This is a genomic window from Pseudomonas inefficax (assembly GCF_900277125.1).
In the GTDB taxonomy this organism is placed as follows: domain Bacteria; phylum Pseudomonadota; class Gammaproteobacteria; order Pseudomonadales; family Pseudomonadaceae; genus Aquipseudomonas; species Aquipseudomonas inefficax.
Window position 1 is genome coordinate 1 of record NZ_OPYN01000166.1, and the last position, 22,257, is coordinate 22,257.

The following is a 22,257-nucleotide window of genomic DNA, read 5'->3' on the forward strand; positions in this document are numbered from 1 at the left end:
GGCGCTGGCAGTGATAGGCGGCCAGGCGTCTGCATAAGCAGGCTCGGCCCCTTCGCGGGCTTGCCCNCTCCCACAGGTTCACCACTGGTTTTGAATGCCNCGCAGTACGGGGGCAGCGGGCAAGCCCGCGAAGGGGCCGGACCTGCCCATGCATCATCCTGCCCTCTTCCCGGCCCATGGCCTATCGCTATATAGTTAAGAATATAACGATAACCTCCCAGGAGTTGTGTTGATGTGTACCCGCCCTTCTTACGTAGCCGCGGCCACCCTGGCCAGCCTGCTCGCCTTCAACACTGCCTGGGCCGATGAAGTCCAGGTCGCGGTCGCTGCGAACTTCACAGCCCCGATCCAGGCCATTGCCAAGGACTTTGAAAAAGACACTGGCCACAAGCTGGTCGCCGCCTATGGCGCCACCGGCCAGTTCTACGCACAAATCAAGAACGGCGCGCCGTACGAGGTATTCCTCGCTGCCGACGACAGTACCCCTGCCAAGCTCGAGCAGGAAAAAGCCATTGCCCCGGGCTCGCGCTTCACCTACGCCATCGGTACTTTGGCCCTGTGGTCGGCCAAGCCCGGCTATGTCGACGCCAACGGCGAAGTGTTGAAGAAGAACCAGTTCAAGCACCTGTCCATCGCCAACCCGAAAACTGCACCTTATGGCCTGGCCGCCACCCAGGTGCTGGACAAGCTGAAGCTGACCGAAGCCACCACGCCCAAGCTGGTCGAAGGGCAGAACATCACCCAGGCGTTCCAGTTCGTCTCCACCGGCAACGCCGAGCTGGGCTTTGTCGCCCTGTCGCAAATCTACAAGGACGGCAAGGTCGAAAGCGGCTCGGCGTGGATCGTTCCCTCGTCCCTGCACGAGCCCATCCGCCAGGACGCGGTAATCCTCGAAAAAGGCAAGGACAACCCCGCCGCCAAGGCCCTGGTCGACTATCTGAAAGGCCCGAAAGCCGCGGCAGTGATCAAATCCTATGGTTATGAAATCTGATGCCACTGGACGCCAGTGACCTGGGTGCCATCTGGCTGACCGTGAAATTGGCCAGCCTGACCACCCTGATCCTGCTGATCGTCGGTACGCCCATCGCCTGGTGGCTGGCGCGCACGCGCTCGTGGCTGCGCGGGCCGGTGGGCGCGGTAGTGGCCCTGCCGCTGGTGCTGCCCCCCACGGTGATCGGTTTCTACCTGCTGATCGCCCTCGGCCCGCATGGCTGGCTGGGCCAGGCGACCCAGGCGCTGGGCCTGGGCAGCGTGGTGTTCAGCTTCACCGGCCTGGTGATCGGCTCGGTGATCTACTCCATGCCGTTCGTTGTCCAGCCGCTGCAGAATGCCTTCGGCGCCATTGGCCAGCGCCCGCTGGAAGTAGCCGCCACGCTGCGTGCCAGCCCTTGGGACACCTTCGTCCACGTAGTGCTGCCGTTGGCCCGCCCAGGCTTCATCACCGCCAGCATCCTCGGTTTCGCCCACACCGTGGGCGAGTTCGGCGTGGTGTTGATGATTGGCGGCAACATCCCCGACAAGACACGCGTGGTCTCGGTGCAGATCTTCGACCATGTCGAGGCCATGGCCTATTCGCAAGCACACTGGCTGGCCGGTGCCATGCTGGTGTTCTCGTTCCTGGTGCTGCTCCTGCTGTACGCTGGACGCCGCGGCAAGGCTGGCTGGAGCTGAGATGAGTGCATCGATTGTGGCGCGCCTGAAACTGGCGCGCGATGACTTCACCCTGGATGTAGGCCTGCACCTGCCCGGCCGCGGCATCAGCGCACTTTTCGGCCATTCGGGTTCTGGCAAGACCAGCTGCCTGCGTTGCCTGGCAGGGCTGGAACGGGCCGCCAGCGCCTACATCGAAGTCAACGGCGAAATCTGGGAGGACAGCGCCCGCGGCTTCTTCCTGGCACCGCACCTGCGCCCGGTGGGCTACGTGTTCCAGGAGGCCAGCCTGTTTCCACACCTGTCGGTACACGGCAACCTGGAGTTCGGTTGGCGCCGGGTAGCCGCTGCCGAACGCAAGGTCAGTCTCGACCAGGCCTGCCAGCTGCTGGGTATCGGCCACCTGCTGGCACGCCGTCCGGCGACATTGTCCGGTGGCGAGGCGCAGCGGGTGGGCATTGCCCGCGCCTTGCTCAGCAGCCCGCGCCTGCTGTTGATGGACGAGCCGCTGGCTGCACTCGACGGGCCGCGCAAGCGCGAGATACTGCCCTACCTGGAGCGCCTGCACGACGAACTGGAAATCCCGCTGGTGTATGTCAGCCATGCTCAGGAAGAAGTGGCGCGGCTGGCCGACCACCTGGTGTTGCTGGAGCAAGGCCGGGCAGTGGCCAGCGGCCCGATCGGCGAAACCTTGGCCCGCCTCGACCTGTCGCTGGCCCAGGGCGAGGATGCCGGGGTGGTGTTCGAGGGCCTGGTGGTGGGGCACGACTCGCACTACGGCCTGCTCGACCTGCGCCTGCCCGGTAACGACGGGCCACTGCTGCGTATCGCCCACCCTGCCCAGGTGATTGGCAGCACCTTGCGGGTCAAGGTGCAGGCCCGTGACGTCAGCCTGGCCCTTGCAGCCGACAGTACTTCGAGCATCCTCAATCGCGTGCCGGTACGTGTGCGCGAAAGCCGCCCGGCAGCCAACCCGGCTCATGTGCTGGTCAGCCTGGATGCTGGCGGCAACGCCTTGCTCGCGCGCATCACCCGCTTTTCGGCAGACCAGCTCGGCCTGCACCCGGGCCAGGTGCTGTTTGCCCAGATCAAGTCGGTAGCGCTGCTGGGCTGAGCATCGGCCCCGTCGCTGGTGTCCATTGATCAGTGACCTGATCGAGGCCTGCCAGCCATGCTTGAATGCCCCCTGCCGCCCACCTTGCACTATGTCGACGACAGCCAGCCGGGCCTGACCCGGCGCCGCTGGAGGGGCCGCTTCATCTACCTGGATGCCGACGGCCAACGGGTGCGCGACAGCGATACCCTCGCCCGCATCGCTGCACTGGTAATCCCCCCGGCCTATACCGAGGTGTGGATCTGCGCCGACCCGCAAGGCCACCTGCAAGCGACAGGTCGCGATGCCCGCGGCCGCAAGCAATACCGCTACCATGCGCAGTGGCGAGAAGTACGCGACCAGCACAAGTACGGGCGCATGCTGGCATTTGCCCAGGCCCTGCCGAAACTGCGCGCGCAACTGCACGCCCACCTTGCCCGGCCCGGCCTGGACCGGGAAAAGGTGATGGCGCTGGTGATCAGCCTGCTGGACCACACCCTGATCCGCATCGGCAACCAGCGCTACCTGCGTGACAACCAGTCCTATGGCCTGACCACCCTGCGCAATCGCCATGTCGAGGTGAAGGGCAGCAGCATCCGCTTCCAGTTCCGCGGCAAGCGCGGCGTCGAGCACAACGTCAGCCTCAACGACAGGCGCCTGGCCAACCTGCTCAAGCGCTGCATGGAGCTGCCAGGGCAAGCACTGTTCCAGTACCTGGACGACAAAGGCCAGCGCCACAGCGTCGGCTCCAGCGAGGTCAACCAGTTTCTGCAGCAGCTGACCGGCGCCGACTTCACCGCCAAGGACTACCGCACCTGGGCCGGCAGCAGTCTGGCCCTGGACCTGCTCAGGCCCCTGGCCTGGGAGCCCGAGAGCGAAGCCAAACGCCAGGTTGCCGCGATCGTCCGCCAGGTAGCATCACGCCTGGGCAATACACCGGCGGTGTGCAGGCGTTGCTACATCCACCCGGCTGTACTTGAACACTATGCCCTGGGGCGGTTGGCCAACTTGCCGAAGAACCGTGTGCGCAAAGGCCTGGACCGTGAAGAAGTAGCCTTGCTGTTATTTCTTCAGGCACTCGAGGAACAGGATGACCATTAACCCGGTCTATTCAACCCATCATGCGAAGAAATTTCCCATTGGCCGCCAAGCACCCTATTCTTGCCACCGAGCACCTTGGCCGACAACCCGCTGGCGGTTTGCTTCGGCACCTGCGACTGAAGACACGCAACAGAATTTGTCTGTCGGGGAATTACTATCCGCCGAAAGCGTCTTTAATGAGAAGGAAGAGGGACAAGCTCCCGCCGCCGTGGCAACTAGCCCGACGGACTTTTACATCACCAAGGAGAACTACATGCTGATACTCACCCGCAAGGTTGGCGAAAGCATCGTCATCAACGATGACATCAAAGTCACCATTCTGGGCGTCAAAGGGATGCAAGTGAGGATCGGTATCGATGCACCGAAAGACGTCCAAGTCCATCGCGAAGAGATCTTCAAGCGCATCCAGGCCGGCAGCCCGGCCCCGGAAAAGCACGACGACTCGCACTGAGCGACCTGCTTCACGTTGCCTCAAGCCGCACGGACGCGCTTGATCGCCCCGCGCCTCAGGTGCCCAGCAGTTCGCGCACCTTGGCGATCATACAGTCCATGTCGAACGGTTTGTCGAACACCGCGGCGAACAGTTCCGGGCATCCCTGGTTGGCCTGCGCGCCACTCATGAGGATGACCGGCAACTCGCTCAAGTCCGGGTCTTTACGCATCGAGCGCACCAGCTCCTCGCCGTTGACCAGCGGCATCATGTAGTCGGTGATCACCAGCTGAACGCGCTTTTCTTTCAGCGCCTCAAGCGCCTTGCAGCCGTTGCTCGCCTTTTCCACCAGGAAGCCTTCGTCCTCCAGGGCGAAACCGAGGATGTCGGCAATCAGGTACTCGTCATCGACGATCAGGATGGTGTTCATCGTCCGCCCCGTCACCCGCTCCCCTGCGGCACCGGCGTTCCCGAGAGCACACCACAGGCGCCTTCGAACGCCTTGCGCAGGGTAATGCCCTGCGGCCTGATCAACAGCTCGTGCAAGGCAGGGTCATGGTGGCTGTCACGCACTTTGAGGATCGACAGCATGCGCCGCAGTTGCGAGTCCAGCTCGACGAAGCGCATCAGCATCAGGTTGTCGACGATACTCGACAGGTCCGGGGCCGGGGCGCTGATTTCCGCGCCGAAGATGTCGCGCATTTCCCAGGTCAACATCACGCTGACATTGCGCGCGCGCAGCTCACCGACCAGGGCGCGGAAAAACGCATTGAGCCGCGCCGGGTCGCTGGCCAGGCGACTGAACGCCCCCAGGCTGTCGATCAGCACGCGCTTGCTGCCTTGCGCCTCGACCCGCTCGAGCAGGCGTGCACCGACCTGGTCCAGCAGCCCCTCGGTGGTCGGCTGCCAGCACAGCTGCAGGCTGCCGCCCTGCTCCAGGGCGGCAAAATCGTAACCCAGCGACGCGGCCTTGATACGCAGGCGCTCCGGCGTTTCGTAGAAGCCGAAATGCAGCCCCGGCGCCTGCGGGCTGCTGGCGCCGAGGAAGGCAAGGCCCAATGACGTCTTGCCAATACCCGAAGGCCCGATCAGCAAGCTGACCGAGCCCGTGGCCAGCCCGCCACCCAGCATTTCATCCAGGGTTGCCACCCCGCTGCCGATGCGCTCCAGGGTGGCGTTGCCCGCCTGGCTGGGGTGGCTGAACAGCGACTCCAGGCGCGGGTATACATGCATGCCGGCTTCATCGATGAGGCACTCGTGGCGCCCCGACAATGCCGCACTGCCACGCGTCTTGCGCAGCTGCACATGGCGCACGGCACGGCTGCCGTACAGTTGCTCGCCCAGTTCGATCACGCCGTCGACCATGGTGTGCTCCGGGCTGCCTTCTTCCAGCCGGGCGCTGGTCAGCAGTAGTAAGGTGCAACCAGCAAAGGCCGCATGGCCCTGTAGTTCGGAGACGAATTTCTTGGTGTCCAGCGCGGTTTCCGCACGCACCCGGGCATTGAGCACGCCATCGACGATCAGCAGGCTGGCCTGCTGGCGGGCGATTTCCTGGCGCAGCAGCCGCACCACAGCGTCCAGGCCTTCCTGCTCCAAGGTGTCGAAGGCACTGACAAACTGGATCGTGTCGCCGACCAAAGCCGGGTCGAAGAACTCCAGGGTCGCCAGGTACTGGAACAGCCGCTCGTGCGACTCACTCAGCAAGGTAGCCACCAGCACCCTGCCCCCACTGCGCACATGCGCACAGGCCAGCTGGTTGGCGAGGATGGTCTTGCCGGCCCCCGGCGGGCCCTGAATGATGTAGGACGCGCCAGCCACCAGGCCACCCTGGAGCAATGCATCGAGCCCGTCGATACCGGTAACCAGCCGCCTGAGTGCCTGTGCCATGATGTTCTACCTGTGGAGTTGGCTATCGGTCTGGCCCTGATAGATTGGCAAGTAAAGCTGCATGCAAGTTCCCCGGTCGGGCTCACTGTCGACGCAAATGGCACCACCGCTCTGCCTGGCAAAACCATAGACCTGGCTAAGGCCCAGGCCAGTACCCTTGCCAAAGGGCTTGGTAGTGAAAAACGGCTCGAAAATACGCGGCAGTACCGCTGGCGCGATGCCCTCGCCGCTGTCTTCCACCTCGAAACGCACAAACCCGCCGTGCAGGCCTTCAAACTTGCCGGTCAGTTCGACCACGTCGACGGTCAAGCCGATCCGGCCGTGCCCCGTGATGGCATCGCGGGCATTGAACAACAAATTGAGCAGCACCATCTGCAATTGCCCGGCATCCACCTCGATCAAGGGCAAGTCCGGTTGCAACAGCACCTTCAGCTCAATCGAATCAGGCAGCGCATGCTCCAGCAGACCACGGGTGGCGGCAACAAGGTTCGCCGGGGCGACGCAAGCCACATCAAGCTTGCGGTGGCGGGCAAAGCTGAGCAACTGCTGGGTCAGTTCGGTGCCACGCTGCCCGGCATCGAGAATGTGTTGCAGCATGCGCTTGGCGCGTTCCGGGTCCTGGGTGGACAGCGCCAGCCGCGCCGAGCTCATGATGATGGTCAACATGTTGTTGAAGTCATGTGCCAGGCCACCGGTCAACTGGCCGAGGGCCTCCAGCTTCTGTGCCTGGAACAGCTGGGCGCGCACCGCGTCCAGTTGCAGCGCCGACTCGCGACGGTCGGTGATGTCCCGGGTCACCTTGGCCAGGCCGACGACCTGGCCCTGGTCATCGCGGATCACATCCAGGGCGGCCAGCGCCCAGAACTGCGTGCCATCCTTGCGTACGCGCCAGCCCTCATCCTGCGCCACACCCTGCTCCAGCGCCTGGCGCAGCAAGCGTTCCGGGCGGCCCTCGTCGCAGTCCTGCGGGGTGAAGAACAATGAGAAATGCTGGCCGATCACTTCATCGGCACGGTACCCCTTGATGCGTTGCGCGCCTGCGTTCCATGACACTACATGGCCGGACGGGTCGACCATGTAGATAGCGTAATCCACTACCGACTGAACCAGCTGTTCATAGCGGTGGGCGGGCATGATGGGGTGGTCGAGGCAATCAGCTGAAACCATGCGAGCTCCACCGGCACAGCAGGAGAGAAAAGAGAGCGAAGTTCAACGCCCGGGCTCAACCAGCACCGGGCTGATGCGCCGTGGCATCGCCACTTTCAGCAACCATAAGCCGACCAGCAGGATAAACCCGCCACCGGCCAGGGCCATCAGCCGCTGCGGTTGAGGGTGATCGGCATCGAACCCCAGCATCAGCAGGTAAGCGCCCAGGCTGATCAGGCTGAGGTAGAGAAACGCCCCCAACACGACCACCAGCACGAACAACAGTCGCCAGAACAGCCGCGGGCGCACGATGCGCTCGGAAGTACCGGACTGAGTCATCACTGCACACTCTTGGATCCAATAAAGGGGCAACAGTGGCGTAATGACAGCAAGGTGTCAATTGCCCGTTCGATCGACCCTTCATTCTGTTGATCATAGGCGCTGTGGTTGACTCAACTATAACAATGGGTTATAAAGCGCGCTTGATTGCGAAGCCCTTCTACTTAGAAGCGAGCTGGTCGTTACGGCCCATTCAAGCGTGCGAGTGTGGTGGAATTGGTATACACAGCAGACTTAAAATCTGTCGGCGTGAGCCTTGCGGGTTCGAGTCCCGCCACTCGCACCAAATTTCTCGTGAAGGCGCCCTTGCGGCGCCTTTTTGCTGCCCGCCAGCAATCCTTTGCGCAGCTGCTACAGTGGTGCTTGTACCCGCCCACTGGAACGCCGCCATGCGCTACTCCCTGTTCGATGGTCAACGCGACATCATTATCCTGATTGCCCGTGTGCTGCTCACGATCCTGTTCGTCTTGTCCGGCTGGGGCAAGTTGACCGGGTTCGAAGGCACGGTCGGCTACATGACTTCACTGGGCGCCCCTGCCCCGATGCTGGCAGCGGCAGTTGCCGTGCTCATGGAGTTCGTCGTGGCCATCCTGCTGATCCTCGGTTTCTACACCCGGCCGCTGGCCTTCCTGCTTGCGCTGTTCGTGCTGGGCACGGCGCTGTTGGGCCACCCGTTCTGGAACATGGTCGACCCTGAGCGCAGCGCCAACATGACCCAGTTCCTGAAAAACCTCAGCATCATGGGCGGCCTGCTGATGCTGGCAGTGAGCGGCCCTGGGCGATTCTCGGTGGACCGGCGCTGAGTCAGTCGTCTTCGCAGTCGTCGAACCAGGCTGGGTGATCGCGTTCCTCGTCATCGAGGTCATCCAGCGTTTCCTCGTCTTCTTCCACTTCGTCCTCGGCGCCCTGGGCATCCGCTTCAGGCTCGATATCGTCGTAGAGGAATTCATGATCAAGCAGGTGATCATGCTCGGGTTCGTGCAGGTCGTCTTCGTAGTGCATGCTGGCTCCTGGGCAGGTGGCAGGCCTGTATAGGCTGATCGGCTGCGCAGGTCAATGCGTTACCGCTTAATGCTCGGTTAACCCGCAAGGTCCAGTCTGCAGGCTCTCCCTTCAAACGTCGCTTGCCCGCCTCCCATGGCGGGCTTTTTTATCCCCTGGTTTTGCCCTTCGTCCAGCCTTGGCGAATCACAGTGAACCGCACCCATGCTGGCCAGGCTCGCAAATGATGCAGGACCTGTCGTTTTTCAAGGAGAAAGCCCATGGCTGTATATATCGACAACCTCATCATCACCACTCCCGTGCCGAAGTCCGCGACCAACCCGGTAGCCCTGGAGTTGACCGGCGCCCAGGCGTTGGCGAGCCTGCCTGAAGTCATCGCCCGCTTGAGCGACGGCTCGATCCGTATGACCGCCCCCACCAAGGGCGCCTCCAGCAAAAGCACCCACCGCACCCGCTGCGAGTGGAAGGAGCCCGCGTACTGGGCGCTGAACAGCGCCGCCAGGCACCGCAATTACCAGACCATGACATTGCAGAAAGTGAACCTTGCGCAAAAGGTGGTGATTGCCCAGATGCATGTCAAAGACGACGACAACCCGCCCATCAAGGTGTTCTGGAACAAAGGCAAGATCACCGTGGGCTTTCGCACCGACTTCAACCAGACGGCCACGAGCAGCAGCACGGTGCTGGCCGACGTACCGCTCGGTGCCCGTTTCGATGTCAGCATCGATGTGACAAACAACGGCGCCTGCACGGTCAGCGCAAGCTGCAACGGCCGTATTGGCAGCACATCGCCCCTGCAACTGGGGTCGACCTGGGCGACGCGCACGCTCAAGTTCCATGGGGGGGTATACAACCAGGTGGACTACACCGACACCACGCCTGCCGAGGACGGTTCGGTATGTGTCATCAGCCAACTGGAACTGAGCCATGCATGACACGCTCATGACCTGACCTTCACGAAATACTGACATCCGGGTGGGCACACTGGCCCTGCTCCGTATGTTCTTGCAGCCCGCCGCATTATTGCCGCGGGCTTTTCTTTTTGTGGCGAGCCCCTGACAACCGTCATACGCAGGAGACCTGTGGGAGCGGCCTTGTGTCGCGAATGGGCCGCAGAGCGGCCCCGGCGATCCTTGCGCCACCGCTGAAGCCTGGGGGCCGCGGTGCGGCCCTTCGCGACACAAGGCTCCACATTGTCAGCACCGACTTCCAGGCATGCTCCTACAGGCAATGAGGCAACCTGACGGGGCAGGACAGTTGCTCCCACCTCGACCACACCGGTCTCAAGCCATGTGCAAATACCTGTAGGAGCGGCCTTGTGTCGCGATGGGCCGCGCAGCGGCCCCAGGTTTTCAGCTTCGCAGCAAAGATTGCCGGGGCCGCTGCGCGGCCCATCGCGACACAAGGCCGCTCCTACAAGGGCTAGTGCTGGCTTGAAGAGATATCCAACACAATTGCCCCCACAAGTGGCTGCGCAAGCCAGGTAAATGTGTGCAAGGCGGTTGCCACCCCAGACCATGACCTGAAGCAGTTTTGCCCCACCAGCCAAGGGCTATGCTAACCCCTGCGATAACCCAAGCTCATTCGGATGACACGGAGGCTCATATGAAAGCTGCTGTTGTTGCACCAGGCCGTCGCGTGGATGTGGTGGAGAAAACCCTGCGCCCTCTCGAGCACGGTGAAGCGCTGCTGAAAATGCAATGCTGCGGTGTTTGCCACACCGATCTGCATGTGAAAAATGGCGACTTCGGTGACAAGACCGGTGTAGTGCTAGGCCATGAAGGCATCGGCGTGGTCCAGGAGGTAGGACCAGGCGTTACCTCGCTCAAGCCGGGTGACCGTGCCAGCGTGGCATGGTTCTACCAGGGCTGTGGGCATTGCGAGTACTGCAACAGCGGCAACGAAACCCTGTGCCGCGAAGTGAAGAACTCCGGCTACACCGTGGACGGGGGTATGGCTGAAGCCTGCATCGTCAAGGCCGACTACTCGGTCAAAGTGCCCGACGGGCTCGACTCCGCTGCTGCCAGCAGCATTACCTGCGCCGGCGTAACCACCTACAAGGCGGTAAAGATATCCAACATCCGCCCCGGCCAATGGATCGCCATCTACGGTCTTGGCGGCCTGGGCAACCTTGCCTTGCAATATGCCAAAAACGTCTTCAACGCCAAAGTGATCGCCATCGATGTCAACGAAGAGCAACTGCGCTTCGCCAGCGAGATGGGCGCCGACCTGGTCGTCAATTCACGCACCGAGGATGCCGCCAAGGTCATCCAGGCCAAGACCGGTGGCGCCCATGCCGCCGTGGTTACCGCCGTTGCCAAGGCTGCCTTCAACTCGGCCGTTGATGCCCTGCGCGCGGGTGGCCGCCTGGTTGCGGTCGGCCTGCCGTCGGAAGCCATGAACCTGAATATCCCTCGCCTGGTGCTGGACGGTATCGAAGTGATCGGCTCGCTGGTCGGCACCCGGCAAGACCTGCAGGAAGCCTTCCAGTTTGCGGCGGAAGGGAAAGTGGTGCCGAAGGTAACCCTGCGGCCGATCGAGGATATCAACCAGATCTTCGAGGAGATGCTGGAAGGCAAGATCAAAGGGCGGATGGTGATTCAGTTCAAGGAGTGATGGCTCAAGTGCGCTGGCCGTTGGCGCAGCGCACGCTACCCTGTTGCATTCAAGCGCAGGCGGTCAGAAATGGCTTCCGGCCCACCAGATAAAGCGAACCAATGGGCGCACCTTGGTCTCTAGTTACAGGTAAGCGCTCGAATCCCCGCCTGGCAACCAGCCTGGCATGGGGTAGCACGTGGTTTGGAAGGGAGTGGCCAATATGACGGAAGAAGAAGCAAGGGATGTTCTTGAGCGAATCGAGTACGAACTCAGCCTTCATCAATCCTGCACCGCGACGCGCATAGTAATCCACGACCTCGGCTTATGGGTTCGCCTTGAGAAGGCCAGCGGCGGGCCCGTCAGCATCGCCAATGGCGGTACGCTATTCGACAGGCCCGTGTTGCTGGAGCCGAAATGCGATGCCTCATTCACGGTTTTATCCAAATCTTGAGTTTAGGTGCTACATACGCAGAGCTGGCTAGCACCCCGGAGTGAACATGAGCATCCGCAGCTTGGCGAAAAACCTGCCACCCGATCCTGACAATGACGGCTGGGTGCTTGGATGGGGCGTACTGAGAGACCGGCATCCCTGGCATTTCGTCGATGTTTATGCCGACCAGAAGACTGCCAAGGCCGAGGCGGAGCGCCGCGGAGTTGGCTATGTTGTGGAGTTCGGCTCGCACCGCCTGGGATCGGATGAGTTCGTGTGCGGGAGGTACCCGCCTGAAGGCTAGCGTGTACCGAGTTCATCACCGGCCTGAACGCCGACCAGCCGGCACTCTACAGGCAGTTCCTGCTGGCCGACGCTGAAGGTCCCGACCAATCCTGCGCATCGGCCGACATGGTCCTGCCGGCGCTACCCCTTGCTCAGATCAACCAAGGGCGTCTGCCGCACCTCGGTTTCGCGCCCACCTTGTATCTCGCCAACCTGCTTCAAGGCCTTGTCCACTGCCATCTTGTCCGCCAACAAGCTGTAGCTGATATGGAACTGCCTGTTTTCCTTCGGCCCGATCGTCGGCACCAAGTTCAGCGGCCGCTGGTAACGGCGGTTGTAGGAAAAGCTCGTTCCTGGCTCCAGCCCCGTCACATAACCCTGGCCTTGGGTATCGGTATTTTTCCACAGGGAAAATACAGGCAGTGTCCGAGTATTGAAGCCGACCGAAACGCCCAGCTTGCCAGCCTTGTCATGCAATACGGCCAACGTATTGCCCTGGGCGTCGGCATACGGCACCACGTTATAAACCGTTTCGTCATAGTCCTTGGTGGGTGCTCGGTAGGTTTGCCAATCAGTCAAATCGGCCCTGGCCTTGTCGTTGAACGGTGACACCTGTTTCACGGGTGCGGCGAACCGAGCGCCCTCCTCCAGAAACGGAGTGCCGAAATTACTGTGATACAGCGCCTGGTATTCCTTCGGATAATCACCGTTGTTGGTCAGGGTGTCGTTGAGGGCGAACATCACGCTGCCCGGTTCGGTGACCAATTCGGTCGCGACGGAGAAGTCGACCTTCTTGAACGCCTGCTCTTTCAGTTCGCCACGCAAGCTGATGGCGTATGGTGGTTTCTCATCGATGTGCAGGGTGACTTTATTCGCAGGTATGTTGGCGGCCCGACCGTGCAGGGTCAGCAGCTCGCCATTGTCGATGCCGGGGTGACCGACCCATTCGTAACCGCAGCGGGCGACCAGTTCGTTGAAACCCTCCAGCCAGCCCAGACCATTGCGCCCATTGAGTTCGATGAAGGACGGGTTGACCACTTCCTTGACCGGCGAATCCCAGCCCATGCGCACATTACCGACCGACGCCTGCAGGACGTTCATTCCGCGAGTCGGCACTACCGAAAGTTTCATCGTACCGTTATCGATGTCGACGATGCTGACACCCTCTTGCCGGCCTCCATGCAAAGTGCGCAAGGTAACGCTGAAGGGCTTGTCGGTTTTTACGCCAAGTTGTTGGCTGGTGATTTGCCAGTTCTGGGCGGCTTTGTCGGTGTCGAGCAGAACGTAATCCCAGGCCATGGTGTGGGAGGCTGCGGACAGGGCGCTGAGAGCAACGAAGAATTTGATGAGGGGCATGACAGGTAGCCTTTCTTGGAGTTGTGCCCCTTTTATAGACACGAAGAAACGTTTCAGCAAGCTAGCCAAGCGATGCTTTCGATCGGTACGGGTTTCGCTGGCCATGTTCAGGGAGTAGCCTCGGCACAATGAATCTTTCGAGCCCGATCAGGTAATCAACCGTGTGAAGGCATCAGAGAGACAGAAAAAATTGCCCCACTCGATAGAATTTTCATTGCCATGCCAGACGGTTTCCCTGATTTGCCCTCGCTGAACGCGTTACGTGTTTTTGAAGTGGTGGCTCGCCGCTTGAACTTCCGTGTTGCTGCCGAGGAACTGCGCGTGACCCAGGCGGCAGTTGCCCAGCACATACGCGGGCTGGAGGCGAGCCTGGATCTGCGTTTGTTTGAACGCCTACCCCGGGGCTTGGCGTTGACGGATGCGGGCCGGGGCTACAGCGCAAGCATCCGCAGTGCACTGGCGATGATCGACGAGGCAACCCGCCTGCTCAGGCCACAGACTTCTCACCTGACAGTCAGCGTTACACCTACCTTCGCCTCGAAATGGCTGATTCCCAGGCTCGGCAATTTTGCGCAGAATCATCCAGACATCGATTTGCGTGTGCTGGCAACCGATCGGCTGTCGCACTTCAGCACCGATGGCGTGGATATCGCTGTCCGCTACGGCAAGCCCGAATTCGGAGCAGGTTTGAATAGCGAGCTGCTGATGGAGCAGCGAATCGTTGCGGTGGCCAGCCCAAGGCTGTTCGAAGGCAGCGAAGTACCTGCCAGCTTTGCGCAGTTGCAGCACTTCGTCATGTTGCACGATGCCCATAATTTCTGGCCTCAGTTCCTTGCAGAGCTGTTTCCGCATCACCTGCAACCCACCGCCAGAAACCTGCGCTTCAATCAGACCTCATTGGCCATTGAAGCGGCAATCAGCGGCCAGGGCATTGCTTTGGCCAGCCCTGCATTCGTCGGTGATGACATTGCCGCAGGCCGGCTGATGCAGGTTTTTACCCAGCAACTCAGGGTCGACAAGTCGTTTTATCTGGTCTGGCCGCGCAAGATGAAACAGCCGGACTCATTGAGCGTCGTACAACACTGGCTCAAGCAGCAAGCTGCCGATAGTTAATCTATCGTAACAGTGAAGTTTAGCTGTCTCCCTCACCAATGGGTCTGCTGCTAAGGTGAATGCACCTGAAAAATCAGCATTGAGATTGGAGGCAGCATGTCAGTAGAAAAAGTTGCGATCATCACGGCAGGTGGCAGCGGCATGGGCGCTGCGGCAGCACGACGCCTGGCCGCTGAAGGCTTCAAGGTGGGTATCCTCTCCTCTTCGGGCAAGGGCGAGGCGTTGGCTGCCGAACTCGGCGGTATTGGTGTGACCGGTAGCAACCAGTCGGTTGAAGACCTGCAACGCCTGGTCGACGCTGTCGTGGAGAAGTGGGGCCGTATCGATGTGCTGGTCAATAGCGCCGGCCATGGTCCGCGCGCGCCAATCCTGGAAATCAGCGACGAGGATTGGCACAAGGGTATGGATACTTACCTGCTCAATGTCATTCGCCCGACTCGCCTGGTGACGCCTTACATGCAGCGTCAGAAGAGCGGCGTGATCATCAACATCTCCACTGCATGGGCGTTCGAGCCCAGCGAGCTATTCCCGACTTCTGCTGTATTCCGCTCGGGCCTTGCCGCGTTCACCAAGATCTTCGCCGACAATTTCGCCGGCGATAACGTGCGCATCAACAACGTCCTTCCTGGCTGGATCGACAGCTTGCCGGCCACCGAACAACGCCGCGACAGCGTGCCGCTCAAACGCTACGGCACCAGCGAAGAGATCGCTGCGACCATTGCGTTCCTTGCTAGCGAAGGCGCGGCCTACATCACTGGGCAGAACATCAGGGTCGATGGCGGCGTTACACGTAGCATTTGATCGCCCGTGGACGCAGCTGGCGATCCCGGTCGGAATCATATGCATCGAGCCGCGAGCGCTGAACAGCTCTGCCAAAAGAAAAGGCACCCGCAGGTGCCTTCTCAATACCGTTTACGGAATGAATCGAGTGCCGCAAGCGTGGCACATCCAAGTGCGGCGCCACTCTTCCAGTTTGTCGTACTGTGCGACGTTGAATTTCCAGTGGCGAACGAATCCGATTACACCGACGGTGATAAATATCGCGCCTATGAAGAACCTAGTCCAATCAACGCCCCAGTACGTGTTCATAAGCTTGAGGCCATCATACAAGATGATTGCGCCAACCCCCGTAAGGATGACCGGGCCAAGCAAGCGCTTACCTGGAGGTGGGCCGACGCTTGCCGCCAAATGGGTCTGATGCCGACCTGAAGTTTCGACGGTCACGCTTGGACCGAATCCGGACTGGGATTGCGCCTGGTGGGTTGCTTGTATGTGAGAAGTGCCAGCAGCAAGGATGATAGACAGAAGCTGGACGTTCTGACCTTGGCATTGCGGGCAGCAGATTGCGTTATTGCTCACCACGTATTCATTCCTTTGAGGGGTGAAAGGCGAGCATTCTAAGGCAATTGCCTACATCAGCGCACTACGTGACTTCGCGCACTGGGCTGATGCTTGTACGGCATACAAACCGCTCATGCACATTACCGAGTGCGCTTACCGTCGCGTCGGGTGATCACCACGCACTCGAAACGAGCGTCATCTGTGGTTGCAGCCATCTTGCTTTGCTTCTTCCAACCGCAGTATTCCCAAACGTTATGCATCCATGCCCGACTGCTTTCGACTAGTTGCGGTCTTATATGGAGCATTGACGAGGCTGATCCAATTGAGCTACGAGTCGGCAACCGATTGGTCTTGCTTGGACGGATCTCCCTCTGTCGCAAGCCAGAGAGCCCACAGCGATTTTAGGAGTAGGCTCCCTTCCATGCAGGATATCCAGCACGATCGCAGCGCCCCTGATGTCCAGGAGACGGCTGTCAGGCGGGGTATGGACGGCGCATCAGTTGTCAGAACAGCCATTCCCCATAATGCGGTACTCCATGACATGCCGCTCGCCATTGGAATCGTCGTAAGTCAGCTGCATCGGCACAACATCGCAGACAGGGGGCACCGGCGTAACAGCCACAACGTGCGCGATATCTAGGCTCTGAGAGTAGCTGTAGGGTTCAACCGTAATTTGTGCAGTTTGAGTAGCTTGGTCATCGGCCATCGCGACAGAACCAAGGCAGCCTAGGAACAAAACGAGTAACAGCTTCATGGTATTCACCTGTACTTAGGGCGCAAGAAGGCCTGAGCTCCAATTGGCGCTCGTCCGTCATGAATGTTGGGGGTGGCCCGGCGCAGTCAGGCGCCGGGCTGAGTTACATCAGAAGGGCTTGGTCGGCAGGTACTTGCCATCCAGGGTGATCACTGCACGGTGGCCACCGTCCGGATCTTCGACCTTCTTGATGTCCAGCTTGAAGTTGATGGCACTGATGATGCCGTCGCCGAACTTCTCGTGAACCAGCGCTTTGAGGGTGGTGCCATACACCGACATCATTTCGTAGAAGCGGTAGATGGTCGGGTCGCTCGGCACGCCGTCGAAGAAGCTGCCGCGGATCGGCATCGATTGCAGCAGAGCCACTTGATCAGCATCTAGGTCAAGCTTCTCGCCTACGACCTTCGCGGCGCTTTCAGGCAGCGGATGCTGACCAAGCAAGGCAGCGGTAACAAAGGCCTCGGACAGGCCGGTACCGTCAACGATTTGCGCAAAGGACAGGTCCTTGCGCGCCTTGGCCAGAATGATGACTTCGGTCAGTTCTTGGCGAGCGGTGCGGGTGGCTTGAGTCTGGATCATGACGAATCTCCTGGGTAAGTAAAAGTGCAGGTGCAGGTGTCAGGCAACGTACCTGGCTTGGTGGGAAACGGCGTGGACTTCTGGGTTTTCTGCAAGAGACACGAACGTGCCGGTACTGCCATCAAAGGCGTCGATACGGCCGGTCTCGATGTCATAGATCCAGCCATGCAGGGTCACACGGCCTTCTTCAAGCGCCAGGCGGACGGATGGGTGAGTCTGGATGTTGGCCAGTTGCGCGATGACGTTTTCGCGCACCATGGAAGCGACTTTGCTGGGCTTATCCACGTGACGACGGGCCTCATTTACGACCTTGGCCGAGTCGGCGTACCGCAACCAACCGGCCACGGCGGGCATGTGATCCAGGCACTTGCATGTGGCAATGGCGGTCATCGCACCACAGTCGGAGTGGCCGCAGATCACGATGTCTGCAACGTTAAGTCCAGCGACCGCGTATTCGACAGAGGCCGAAACGCCACCTGGCTCTGGCCCATACGACGGCACGATATTGCCGGCGTTGCGGATGACAAACAGATCGCCGGGCTCGCGTTGGGTGACCAGTTCAGGCACCAGTCGGCTGTCAGAGCAGGAGATGAAGAGCGCCTTTGGCGCCTGCTGATTGGCCAGATCCTTGAACAGTTTGACCCGCTCAGGAAAGGCGTTCTGTTGAAACTTCAGAAATCCGTCGATGATCGCTTTCATGGTTGCTGTCTCGATGTCGCTGGGTGTGAGACAAAGATTAAGCAGCGCATGACATAAGGTAAAAGTCTCATTTATTATGACTCAGATCAGATTATCTTATGGTTCTAGTCAATGCTCGCTCGACAAATCCAGTACTTCCTTGCCGTCGCCGAACATCTCAGTTTCACCAAGGCTGCAGCAGCGCTGCACGTCTCTCAGCCGGCCCTTTCGCAGCAAGTAAGGCAGTTGGAAGAGAGTCTTGGCGCCCAGTTGTTTGATCGCTCAGGCCGCACAACGCGTCTGACTGACGCGGGGGATATCTATCTTCTCTATGCGCGCCGTGCGTATCAGGAATTGCAAGAAGCCAAAAGGGCCATACATGATGTCAGCGACCTTAGCCGTGGCTCATTGCGTGTCGCCGTAACGCCTACGTTCACGACCTATCTGGTAGGGCCGCTGATCGAGGCATTTCACTTCAGGCACCCCAAGATCACCATCAACCTGAAAGAGATCTCCCAGGAGCGTATCGAGGAGCTCCTGTCGGCAGGAGAGTTGGACGTAGGGATCGCATTCGATGAAATACAAACACCGGACATCGAAGCCATCCCCTTGCTGAACGAAACGCTTGCTTTGGTTGTAAGTCGCAGACACCGCCTGGCCGAGGAACGCTCCATTACCTCGCAGGGCCTGAGTGCCGAGTCTTTGGTCTTGCTCAGCGCGGAGTTCGCAACGCGCGAGCAAATCGACCGCTACTGCCGCAAATATGAGATTCGCCCCAAGGTGCAGATGGAGGCCAATGCCCTAGGCGCAGTGATCGAGATCGTTCGCCGGACGAACCTCTCGACCTTATTGCCTGCCAGAATTGCGTTGGCCCATGACGACCTGGTGGCCATCACGCTGGAGCCGGAGCGCTTGCAGCGACGAGCCGTCCTTGTGCGGCGGCAAGACGCCTTTCTGAGCGCGGCGGTAAGAGCTTTCATTGAGCTGGCTAAAGAAGTATCCAGCGATCTTGATGAGTGAGGCCGTGCACGACTGCATGTTGTGTACGCAAAATGGTGCTCGCCAGTACTCGTAGCCCGGTGATCATAGGCGGTATAAGTATTGCCGCTTGGGCTGACGCGCTACATGACTCAGGAGAGAGTGAAGGCGAAACGATGATGGCTCGCCCTACCGACGAAGCGGAAAGACTAGAAAGAAAACAAAGCCCGGTATTGGCTTTCCAGCCGCTGACGGCGCGCTGATGTGTCTCAAAAAACCGCAATAGGGAGAATGAGACTCCACTAAACGAAAAAACCTGATCCTTTAAATGAAAAGGACCAGGTTACAGATGACTTACAGGCCGAGCTCGGTCAGACCCGGGTGGTCATCGGGACGGCGACCCAATGGCCAGTGGAACTTACGCTCGCTTTCCTTGATCGGCATGTCGTTTACGCAGGCGAAGCGACGGTGCATCAGACCATCAGCTTCAAATTCCCAGTTCTCGTTGCCGTAGGAGCGGAACCAGTTACCGGAATCATCATGCCACTCGTAAGCGTAACGGACGGCGATACGGTTATCGGTAAAGGCCCAGAGTTCTTTGATCAGGCGATAATCCAGCTCTTTTTTCCACTTGCGGGTAAGGAAACCTTTGGCCTCTTCACGGTTGGTAGCAAACTCAGCGCGGTTGCGCCATTTGGTATCCAACGTGTAGGCGAGCGAGACTTTCTCCGCGTCGCGGCTATTCCAACCATCTTCAGCCAGTCGGACTTTTTCGATCGCTGATTCACGAGTGAAAGGCGGAAGTGGTGGGCGAATTTGAGCATTGGACATGGTGGCGCCTCCAGATTGATTGGATAATTCAGTAAACTAGCACTTGTGAATCGCAGGCCTAGAGCAAGGCCTGTTAAATCATCGGTTGCGAAGATTAAACTGTGTTGCCAACATCAACAGTAAAGCCTGCTGCTATCGCCTCGATAGTGACAGTCGCCATTAATAAAAATACTTTTGGTGCAGGCACGCACAACTTCAGAACTTCATTTCCGTGACACAACACAACCGTCGGCAGAGCCATGCTTGCGCTAGAAGGCATACGTACTTTATGTACAATGGCAGAGATTGAATTTCGAAATCCGTTCTGCCTAGACAAGCATGCTAGATCTAAAAAGAAGCTGTATAGGGCCGGAGTTACAACCCCAACTCAGTCAAACCCGGGTGGTCATCCGGACGGCGGCCGAGCGGCCAGTGGAACTTGCGCTCGCTTTCCTTGATAGGCATGTCGTTAATGCAGGCAAAGCGACGGTGCATCAGACCATCAGCTTCAAATTCCCAGTTCTCGTTGCCGTAGGAGCGGAACCAGTTACCCGAATCATCATGCCACTCGTAAGCATAACGGACGGCGATGCGGTTATCGGTAAAGGCCCAGAGCTCTTTTATCAGGCGATAATCCAGCTCTTTTTTCCACTTGCGGGCAAGGAAACCTTTGGCCTCTTCACGGTTGGTAGCAAACTCAGCGCGGTTGCGCCATTTGGTATCCAGCGTGTAGGCGAGCGAGACTTTCTCCGCGTCGCGGCTATTCCAACCATCTTCAGCCAGTCGAACTTTTTCAATCGCCGTTTCGCGAGTGAAAGGAGGGAGCGGCGGGCGAGTTTGGGCATTGGACATGATTATCACTCCAGTCTAGTTGGATAAACAATTGTGAGTAACGTGTCTGAAGCTCTTGCTTTAGGGCGTGAGCTCTTTCAGCAACATCTGCGCAACTTCCTTTGCATTATCAGCAGCGTGATAATCACCCATTACTCGAGCCACGGTGATTGCGCCTTCCATCAAAATAAATAACTGCCTGGCTAACACCAACGGTTGCTCGGTATTCAATTGCTCAGTCAGTTCAAGCGTATAGTCCAAGAGTTTTTGCTTGTGCAGCTTTGCGATCTGGCGAATGGGGTCATCGGGATCCCCTACCTCACCTGCCGTGTTAATGAACGCACAGCCGCGGAAACCATCCGTCTCAAACCAGCTCTTCAAAACAGTAAACATGTTGAGTATGCGATCGAACGGCGTAGCTGCTTTGTCGCATTCCGTCCTGAACCATTGCATCCAGCGTACGTCGCGGGCGCTCAAGGCCGCAGCTGCGACATCATCTTTGGTAGCGAAGTGGTTGTAGATACCCTTCCTTGAGACGCCAGAAGTCTTCACCAGTAGGTCCATGCCCGTGGCATGAATCCCGTTTTCGTAGATGAGTTTCTCGGCGGTGGCGAGGATTTGGGCTCTGTGATCTATCGTTGGTCTGCTCATGGATTCAATGTAGAACGATCGTTCTCTCCGGTCAAGCACCATCCGGTGATTTTTTCGATTAGGGCGGCGAGCCCCGGTGACAGACAGCTTCGGGCAATTACCACGATCACGTCTCTGATGGATAGGGCTGACCCCAGACCGTCCAGACAGATCTCCGGAGATAATGCAGGGTATGCTGGGTTGAAGACGCAAGCGCGCGCTGGCGAACATTAAGGGCAACCATTAACACCTCCGTCTCCGACTGTACGCTATAGGTCGCAAGCAGCCATTCACGACCGGAAACTTACGCCCCCTAGCCGCCTCGGCAAGCACACCGGCTCGGCCACCCGCTTCCCTACGTTAGCCCGCACAGCAGTGGCAGGCGGTGTATGAGTAAGCCCCACCGGAGCTGAAAGATGCGATGGACTTGGCGTACCTGACGGGCCAACAGCCGCCGGACGCTCGGTCGATGCGGAAGGACGATATGGTGGGATCTACCTGCTGGTCAGCCAAGGCAAAACAGGCAAGCGACTGAAGATCGACCTGGAAGTGAACGGCGTGAAGAATAGCCTGGGCCTGCTGCTTTATCGATCATGCGCTACGCCAGCCAGCACCTCTCGCCGTTCCTCATTGTCAACGAGCGCGGGAAACGCATGAGTTGGTCCATCCTCCGCAACCGGTGGGCAGATGCCCGAGAGGCGGCCAAGGTGAAGGCTGAACTGGAGAAGAAACCAGACCGGGCCAATCGAATCGCCTAGTTCCAGTTCCGTAACATCCGACCGGAGGCTGCCTCGGAAATCAACGACCTGAGCGATGCAAGCGTGCTGCTAGGGCACTCGAAAGAGGGAATCACTGAACGCGTTTACCGGCGCGTCGGGGCCATTGCCAAGCCTTCAAAATGATAAAGTTTTGGGACTGGCAATCAATAGTTTTGGGACTTCGGTATTTTCTAGCGCCCAAATAAAAACCCCGCAACCTCAATGGCTGCGGGGCTTTCGAATGGTGGAGGCCGAGGTCGGAATCGAACCGGCGTAGACGGATTTGCAATCCGGAGCATAACCACTTTGCTACTCGGCCTCAAAGGTCGGATCTAGCAGCTTGCGCTTCGCTATCTCCTTGAAACGCTGAACCTTTTTCAAAGTTTGCTGCGTTTCGATGGGCGCCATTATGTCTTCATTCCTTTAACCTTGCAACCCCCTTAACGAAAAAAAATTTCAACGGGTTCA

Annotated in this window: 25 protein-coding genes and 2 tRNA genes; 14 read left to right on the forward strand and 13 right to left on the reverse strand. The window is 59.2% G+C overall.

Annotated features, from left to right (window positions below; all coding sequences use genetic code 11):
* Positions 1-232: 232 nt before the first annotated feature.
* From modA to csrA, 5 genes are all read left to right on the forward strand, one after another.
* Entirely contained in the window at positions 233-991 is a 759-nt protein-coding gene (gene modA, locus JV551A3_RS19885) for a molybdate ABC transporter substrate-binding protein (protein ID WP_133979058.1), read from the forward strand.
* On the forward strand, positions 991-1,671 hold the full coding sequence (gene modB, locus JV551A3_RS19890; protein WP_025339672.1) for a molybdate ABC transporter permease subunit: 681 nt from the start codon (positions 991-993) through the stop codon (positions 1,669-1,671). Before modA ends, modB begins: the two co-directional genes overlap by 1 nt.
* Position 1,672: 1 nt before the next feature.
* Positions 1,673-2,764, forward strand: a complete 1,092-nt coding sequence (gene modC / locus JV551A3_RS19895; protein ID WP_133973650.1) for a molybdenum ABC transporter ATP-binding protein — start codon at positions 1,673-1,675, stop codon at positions 2,762-2,764.
* A 57-nt stretch (positions 2,765-2,821) separates the two neighbouring features.
* The gene (locus JV551A3_RS19900; protein ID WP_133973652.1) at positions 2,822-3,844 is read left to right on the forward strand and encodes a DNA topoisomerase IB; all 1,023 of its coding nucleotides are present in this window, start codon (positions 2,822-2,824) and stop codon (positions 3,842-3,844) included.
* 253 nt (positions 3,845-4,097) lie between these two features.
* Complete coding sequence (gene csrA / locus JV551A3_RS19905) at positions 4,098-4,295, forward strand: carbon storage regulator CsrA (protein WP_004375914.1); 198 nt, start codon at positions 4,098-4,100, stop codon at positions 4,293-4,295.
* Positions 4,296-4,350: 55 nt separating this feature from the next.
* On the opposite strand, the gene JV551A3_RS19910 is transcribed toward csrA, so the two are convergent.
* The 4 genes from JV551A3_RS19910 to JV551A3_RS19925 are packed head-to-tail and all read right to left on the reverse strand — an operon-like array spanning position 4,351 to position 7,646.
* Positions 4,351-4,704 (reverse strand): response regulator, encoded by a 354-nt coding sequence (locus JV551A3_RS19910; protein WP_133973654.1) that lies wholly within the window; start codon positions 4,702-4,704, stop codon positions 4,351-4,353.
* Positions 4,705-4,715: 11 nt separating this feature from the next.
* Positions 4,716-6,161 carry an ATPase domain-containing protein gene (locus JV551A3_RS19915; RefSeq protein WP_133973656.1) on the reverse strand — a complete coding sequence of 482 codons (1,446 nt, stop codon included), beginning with the start codon at positions 6,159-6,161 and terminating at the stop codon, positions 4,716-4,718.
* 6 nt (positions 6,162-6,167) lie between these two features.
* Entirely contained in the window at positions 6,168-7,328 is a 1,161-nt protein-coding gene (locus JV551A3_RS19920; RefSeq protein WP_133979060.1) for a two-component system sensor histidine kinase NtrB, read from the reverse strand.
* Between the two features lie 42 nt (positions 7,329-7,370).
* Entirely contained in the window at positions 7,371-7,646 is a 276-nt protein-coding gene (locus JV551A3_RS19925) for a hypothetical protein (protein ID WP_133973660.1), read from the reverse strand.
* Positions 7,647-7,847: 201 nt separating this feature from the next.
* Between JV551A3_RS19925 and JV551A3_RS19930 the strand changes: the two genes are divergently transcribed.
* Together JV551A3_RS19930 and JV551A3_RS19935 are read left to right on the forward strand one after the other, a co-directional pair.
* A tRNA-Leu gene (locus tag JV551A3_RS19930) sits at positions 7,848-7,932 on the forward strand.
* 103 nt (positions 7,933-8,035) lie between these two features.
* Positions 8,036-8,449 carry a DoxX family protein gene (locus tag JV551A3_RS19935; protein WP_133973662.1) on the forward strand — a complete coding sequence of 138 codons (414 nt, stop codon included), beginning with the start codon at positions 8,036-8,038 and terminating at the stop codon, positions 8,447-8,449.
* A gap of 1 nt (position 8,450) precedes the next feature.
* Here JV551A3_RS19935 and JV551A3_RS19940 read toward each other — a convergent pair whose 3' ends face one another.
* Positions 8,451-8,648: a hypothetical protein gene (locus JV551A3_RS19940; protein WP_133973664.1), complete on the reverse strand. Its 198-nt coding sequence runs from the start codon at positions 8,646-8,648 to the stop codon at positions 8,451-8,453.
* 260 nt (positions 8,649-8,908) lie between these two features.
* Here JV551A3_RS19940 and JV551A3_RS19945 point away from each other — a divergent pair, with 260 nt between their 5' ends.
* The 4 genes from JV551A3_RS19945 to JV551A3_RS19960 all read left to right on the forward strand — a co-directional run bounded on the left by JV551A3_RS19945 (position 8,909) and on the right by JV551A3_RS19960 (position 11,980).
* Positions 8,909-9,583: a polysaccharide lyase family 7 protein gene (locus JV551A3_RS19945; RefSeq protein WP_133973666.1), complete on the forward strand. Its 675-nt coding sequence runs from the start codon at positions 8,909-8,911 to the stop codon at positions 9,581-9,583.
* A 670-nt stretch (positions 9,584-10,253) separates the two neighbouring features.
* Positions 10,254-11,264 carry an alcohol dehydrogenase AdhP gene (gene adhP, locus JV551A3_RS19950; RefSeq protein WP_133973668.1) on the forward strand — a complete coding sequence of 337 codons (1,011 nt, stop codon included), beginning with the start codon at positions 10,254-10,256 and terminating at the stop codon, positions 11,262-11,264.
* 202 nt (positions 11,265-11,466) lie between these two features.
* Positions 11,467-11,697: a hypothetical protein gene (locus JV551A3_RS19955; protein WP_133973670.1), complete on the forward strand. Its 231-nt coding sequence runs from the start codon at positions 11,467-11,469 to the stop codon at positions 11,695-11,697.
* Positions 11,698-11,743: 46 nt separating this feature from the next.
* Positions 11,744-11,980 carry a hypothetical protein gene (locus JV551A3_RS19960; protein WP_133973672.1) on the forward strand — a complete coding sequence of 79 codons (237 nt, stop codon included), beginning with the start codon at positions 11,744-11,746 and terminating at the stop codon, positions 11,978-11,980.
* A 122-nt stretch (positions 11,981-12,102) separates the two neighbouring features.
* Here the strand turns inward: JV551A3_RS19960 and JV551A3_RS19965 are convergent, their stop codons facing one another.
* On the reverse strand, positions 12,103-13,317 hold the full coding sequence (locus tag JV551A3_RS19965; protein WP_133973858.1) for an aldose 1-epimerase family protein: 1,215 nt from the start codon (positions 13,315-13,317) through the stop codon (positions 12,103-12,105).
* A gap of 219 nt (positions 13,318-13,536) precedes the next feature.
* On the opposite strand from JV551A3_RS19965, the gene JV551A3_RS19970 reads away from it, so the two are divergent.
* Both JV551A3_RS19970 and JV551A3_RS19975 read left to right on the forward strand, forming a co-directional pair.
* The gene (locus tag JV551A3_RS19970) at positions 13,537-14,430 is read left to right on the forward strand and encodes a LysR substrate-binding domain-containing protein (RefSeq protein ID WP_133973674.1); all 894 of its coding nucleotides are present in this window, start codon (positions 13,537-13,539) and stop codon (positions 14,428-14,430) included.
* A gap of 96 nt (positions 14,431-14,526) precedes the next feature.
* Positions 14,527-15,231: an SDR family oxidoreductase gene (locus JV551A3_RS19975; protein ID WP_133973676.1), complete on the forward strand. Its 705-nt coding sequence runs from the start codon at positions 14,527-14,529 to the stop codon at positions 15,229-15,231.
* 1,036 nt (positions 15,232-16,267) lie between these two features.
* Here the strand turns inward: JV551A3_RS19975 and JV551A3_RS19980 are convergent.
* From JV551A3_RS19980 to JV551A3_RS19990, 3 genes are all read right to left on the reverse strand, one after another.
* Positions 16,268-16,525 (reverse strand): DUF2790 domain-containing protein, encoded by a 258-nt coding sequence (locus tag JV551A3_RS19980; protein WP_133973678.1) that lies wholly within the window; start codon positions 16,523-16,525, stop codon positions 16,268-16,270.
* 108 nt (positions 16,526-16,633) lie between these two features.
* Positions 16,634-17,104 carry a cyanase gene (gene cynS / locus JV551A3_RS19985; RefSeq protein WP_085622528.1) on the reverse strand — a complete coding sequence of 157 codons (471 nt, stop codon included), beginning with the start codon at positions 17,102-17,104 and terminating at the stop codon, positions 16,634-16,636.
* Between the two features lie 39 nt (positions 17,105-17,143).
* Positions 17,144-17,803: a carbonic anhydrase gene (locus JV551A3_RS19990; protein WP_133973680.1), complete on the reverse strand. Its 660-nt coding sequence runs from the start codon at positions 17,801-17,803 to the stop codon at positions 17,144-17,146.
* 111 nt (positions 17,804-17,914) lie between these two features.
* Here JV551A3_RS19990 and cynR point away from each other — a divergent pair, with 111 nt between their 5' ends.
* Complete coding sequence (cynR, locus tag JV551A3_RS19995; protein ID WP_133973682.1) at positions 17,915-18,802, forward strand: transcriptional regulator CynR; 888 nt, start codon at positions 17,915-17,917, stop codon at positions 18,800-18,802.
* Between the two features lie 312 nt (positions 18,803-19,114).
* Here the strand turns inward: cynR and JV551A3_RS20000 are convergent, their stop codons facing one another.
* The 4 genes from JV551A3_RS20000 to JV551A3_RS20020 all read right to left on the reverse strand — a co-directional run bounded on the left by JV551A3_RS20000 (position 19,115) and on the right by JV551A3_RS20020 (position 22,108).
* On the reverse strand, positions 19,115-19,591 hold the full coding sequence (locus JV551A3_RS20000; RefSeq protein ID WP_133973684.1) for a nuclear transport factor 2 family protein: 477 nt from the start codon (positions 19,589-19,591) through the stop codon (positions 19,115-19,117).
* A 354-nt stretch (positions 19,592-19,945) separates the two neighbouring features.
* Positions 19,946-20,422 carry a nuclear transport factor 2 family protein gene (locus tag JV551A3_RS20005; RefSeq protein WP_133973687.1) on the reverse strand — a complete coding sequence of 159 codons (477 nt, stop codon included), beginning with the start codon at positions 20,420-20,422 and terminating at the stop codon, positions 19,946-19,948.
* 60 nt (positions 20,423-20,482) lie between these two features.
* Entirely contained in the window at positions 20,483-21,052 is a 570-nt protein-coding gene (locus tag JV551A3_RS20010) for a TetR/AcrR family transcriptional regulator (RefSeq protein WP_133973689.1), read from the reverse strand.
* A gap of 982 nt (positions 21,053-22,034) precedes the next feature.
* Positions 22,035-22,108: transfer RNA gene (locus tag JV551A3_RS20020), tRNA-Cys, on the reverse strand.
* Positions 22,109-22,257 lie beyond the last annotated feature (149 nt).

Coding starts and splice junctions, on each gene's coding strand:
- modA (WP_133979058.1), top strand. CDS start 233: ATGTGTACCCGCCCTTCTTACGTAGCCGCGGCCACCCTGGCCAGCCTG.
- modB (WP_025339672.1), top strand. CDS start 991: ATGCCACTGGACGCCAGTGACCTGGGTGCCATCTGGCTGACCGTGAAA.
- modC (WP_133973650.1), top strand. CDS start 1,673: ATGAGTGCATCGATTGTGGCGCGCCTGAAACTGGCGCGCGATGACTTC.
- JV551A3_RS19900 (WP_133973652.1), top strand. CDS start 2,822: ATGCTTGAATGCCCCCTGCCGCCCACCTTGCACTATGTCGACGACAGC.
- csrA (WP_004375914.1), top strand. CDS start 4,098: ATGCTGATACTCACCCGCAAGGTTGGCGAAAGCATCGTCATCAACGAT.
- JV551A3_RS19910 (WP_133973654.1), bottom strand. CDS start 4,704: ATGAACACCATCCTGATCGTCGATGACGAGTACCTGATTGCCGACATC.
- JV551A3_RS19915 (WP_133973656.1), bottom strand. CDS start 6,161: ATGGCACAGGCACTCAGGCGGCTGGTTACCGGTATCGACGGGCTCGAT.
- JV551A3_RS19920 (WP_133979060.1), bottom strand. CDS start 7,328: ATGGTTTCAGCTGATTGCCTCGACCACCCCATCATGCCCGCCCACCGC.
- JV551A3_RS19925 (WP_133973660.1), bottom strand. CDS start 7,646: ATGACTCAGTCCGGTACTTCCGAGCGCATCGTGCGCCCGCGGCTGTTC.
- JV551A3_RS19935 (WP_133973662.1), top strand. CDS start 8,036: ATGCGCTACTCCCTGTTCGATGGTCAACGCGACATCATTATCCTGATT.
- JV551A3_RS19940 (WP_133973664.1), bottom strand. CDS start 8,648: ATGCACTACGAAGACGACCTGCACGAACCCGAGCATGATCACCTGCTT.
- JV551A3_RS19945 (WP_133973666.1), top strand. CDS start 8,909: ATGGCTGTATATATCGACAACCTCATCATCACCACTCCCGTGCCGAAG.
- adhP (WP_133973668.1), top strand. CDS start 10,254: ATGAAAGCTGCTGTTGTTGCACCAGGCCGTCGCGTGGATGTGGTGGAG.
- JV551A3_RS19955 (WP_133973670.1), top strand. CDS start 11,467: ATGACGGAAGAAGAAGCAAGGGATGTTCTTGAGCGAATCGAGTACGAA.
- JV551A3_RS19960 (WP_133973672.1), top strand. CDS start 11,744: ATGAGCATCCGCAGCTTGGCGAAAAACCTGCCACCCGATCCTGACAAT.
- JV551A3_RS19965 (WP_133973858.1), bottom strand. CDS start 13,317: ATGCCCCTCATCAAATTCTTCGTTGCTCTCAGCGCCCTGTCCGCAGCC.
- JV551A3_RS19970 (WP_133973674.1), top strand. CDS start 13,537: ATGCCAGACGGTTTCCCTGATTTGCCCTCGCTGAACGCGTTACGTGTT.
- JV551A3_RS19975 (WP_133973676.1), top strand. CDS start 14,527: ATGTCAGTAGAAAAAGTTGCGATCATCACGGCAGGTGGCAGCGGCATG.
- JV551A3_RS19980 (WP_133973678.1), bottom strand. CDS start 16,525: ATGAAGCTGTTACTCGTTTTGTTCCTAGGCTGCCTTGGTTCTGTCGCG.
- cynS (WP_085622528.1), bottom strand. CDS start 17,104: ATGATCCAGACTCAAGCCACCCGCACCGCTCGCCAAGAACTGACCGAA.
- JV551A3_RS19990 (WP_133973680.1), bottom strand. CDS start 17,803: ATGAAAGCGATCATCGACGGATTTCTGAAGTTTCAACAGAACGCCTTT.
- cynR (WP_133973682.1), top strand. CDS start 17,915: ATGCTCGCTCGACAAATCCAGTACTTCCTTGCCGTCGCCGAACATCTC.
- JV551A3_RS20000 (WP_133973684.1), bottom strand. CDS start 19,591: ATGTCCAATGCTCAAATTCGCCCACCACTTCCGCCTTTCACTCGTGAA.
- JV551A3_RS20005 (WP_133973687.1), bottom strand. CDS start 20,422: ATGTCCAATGCCCAAACTCGCCCGCCGCTCCCTCCTTTCACTCGCGAA.
- JV551A3_RS20010 (WP_133973689.1), bottom strand. CDS start 21,052: ATGAGCAGACCAACGATAGATCACAGAGCCCAAATCCTCGCCACCGCC.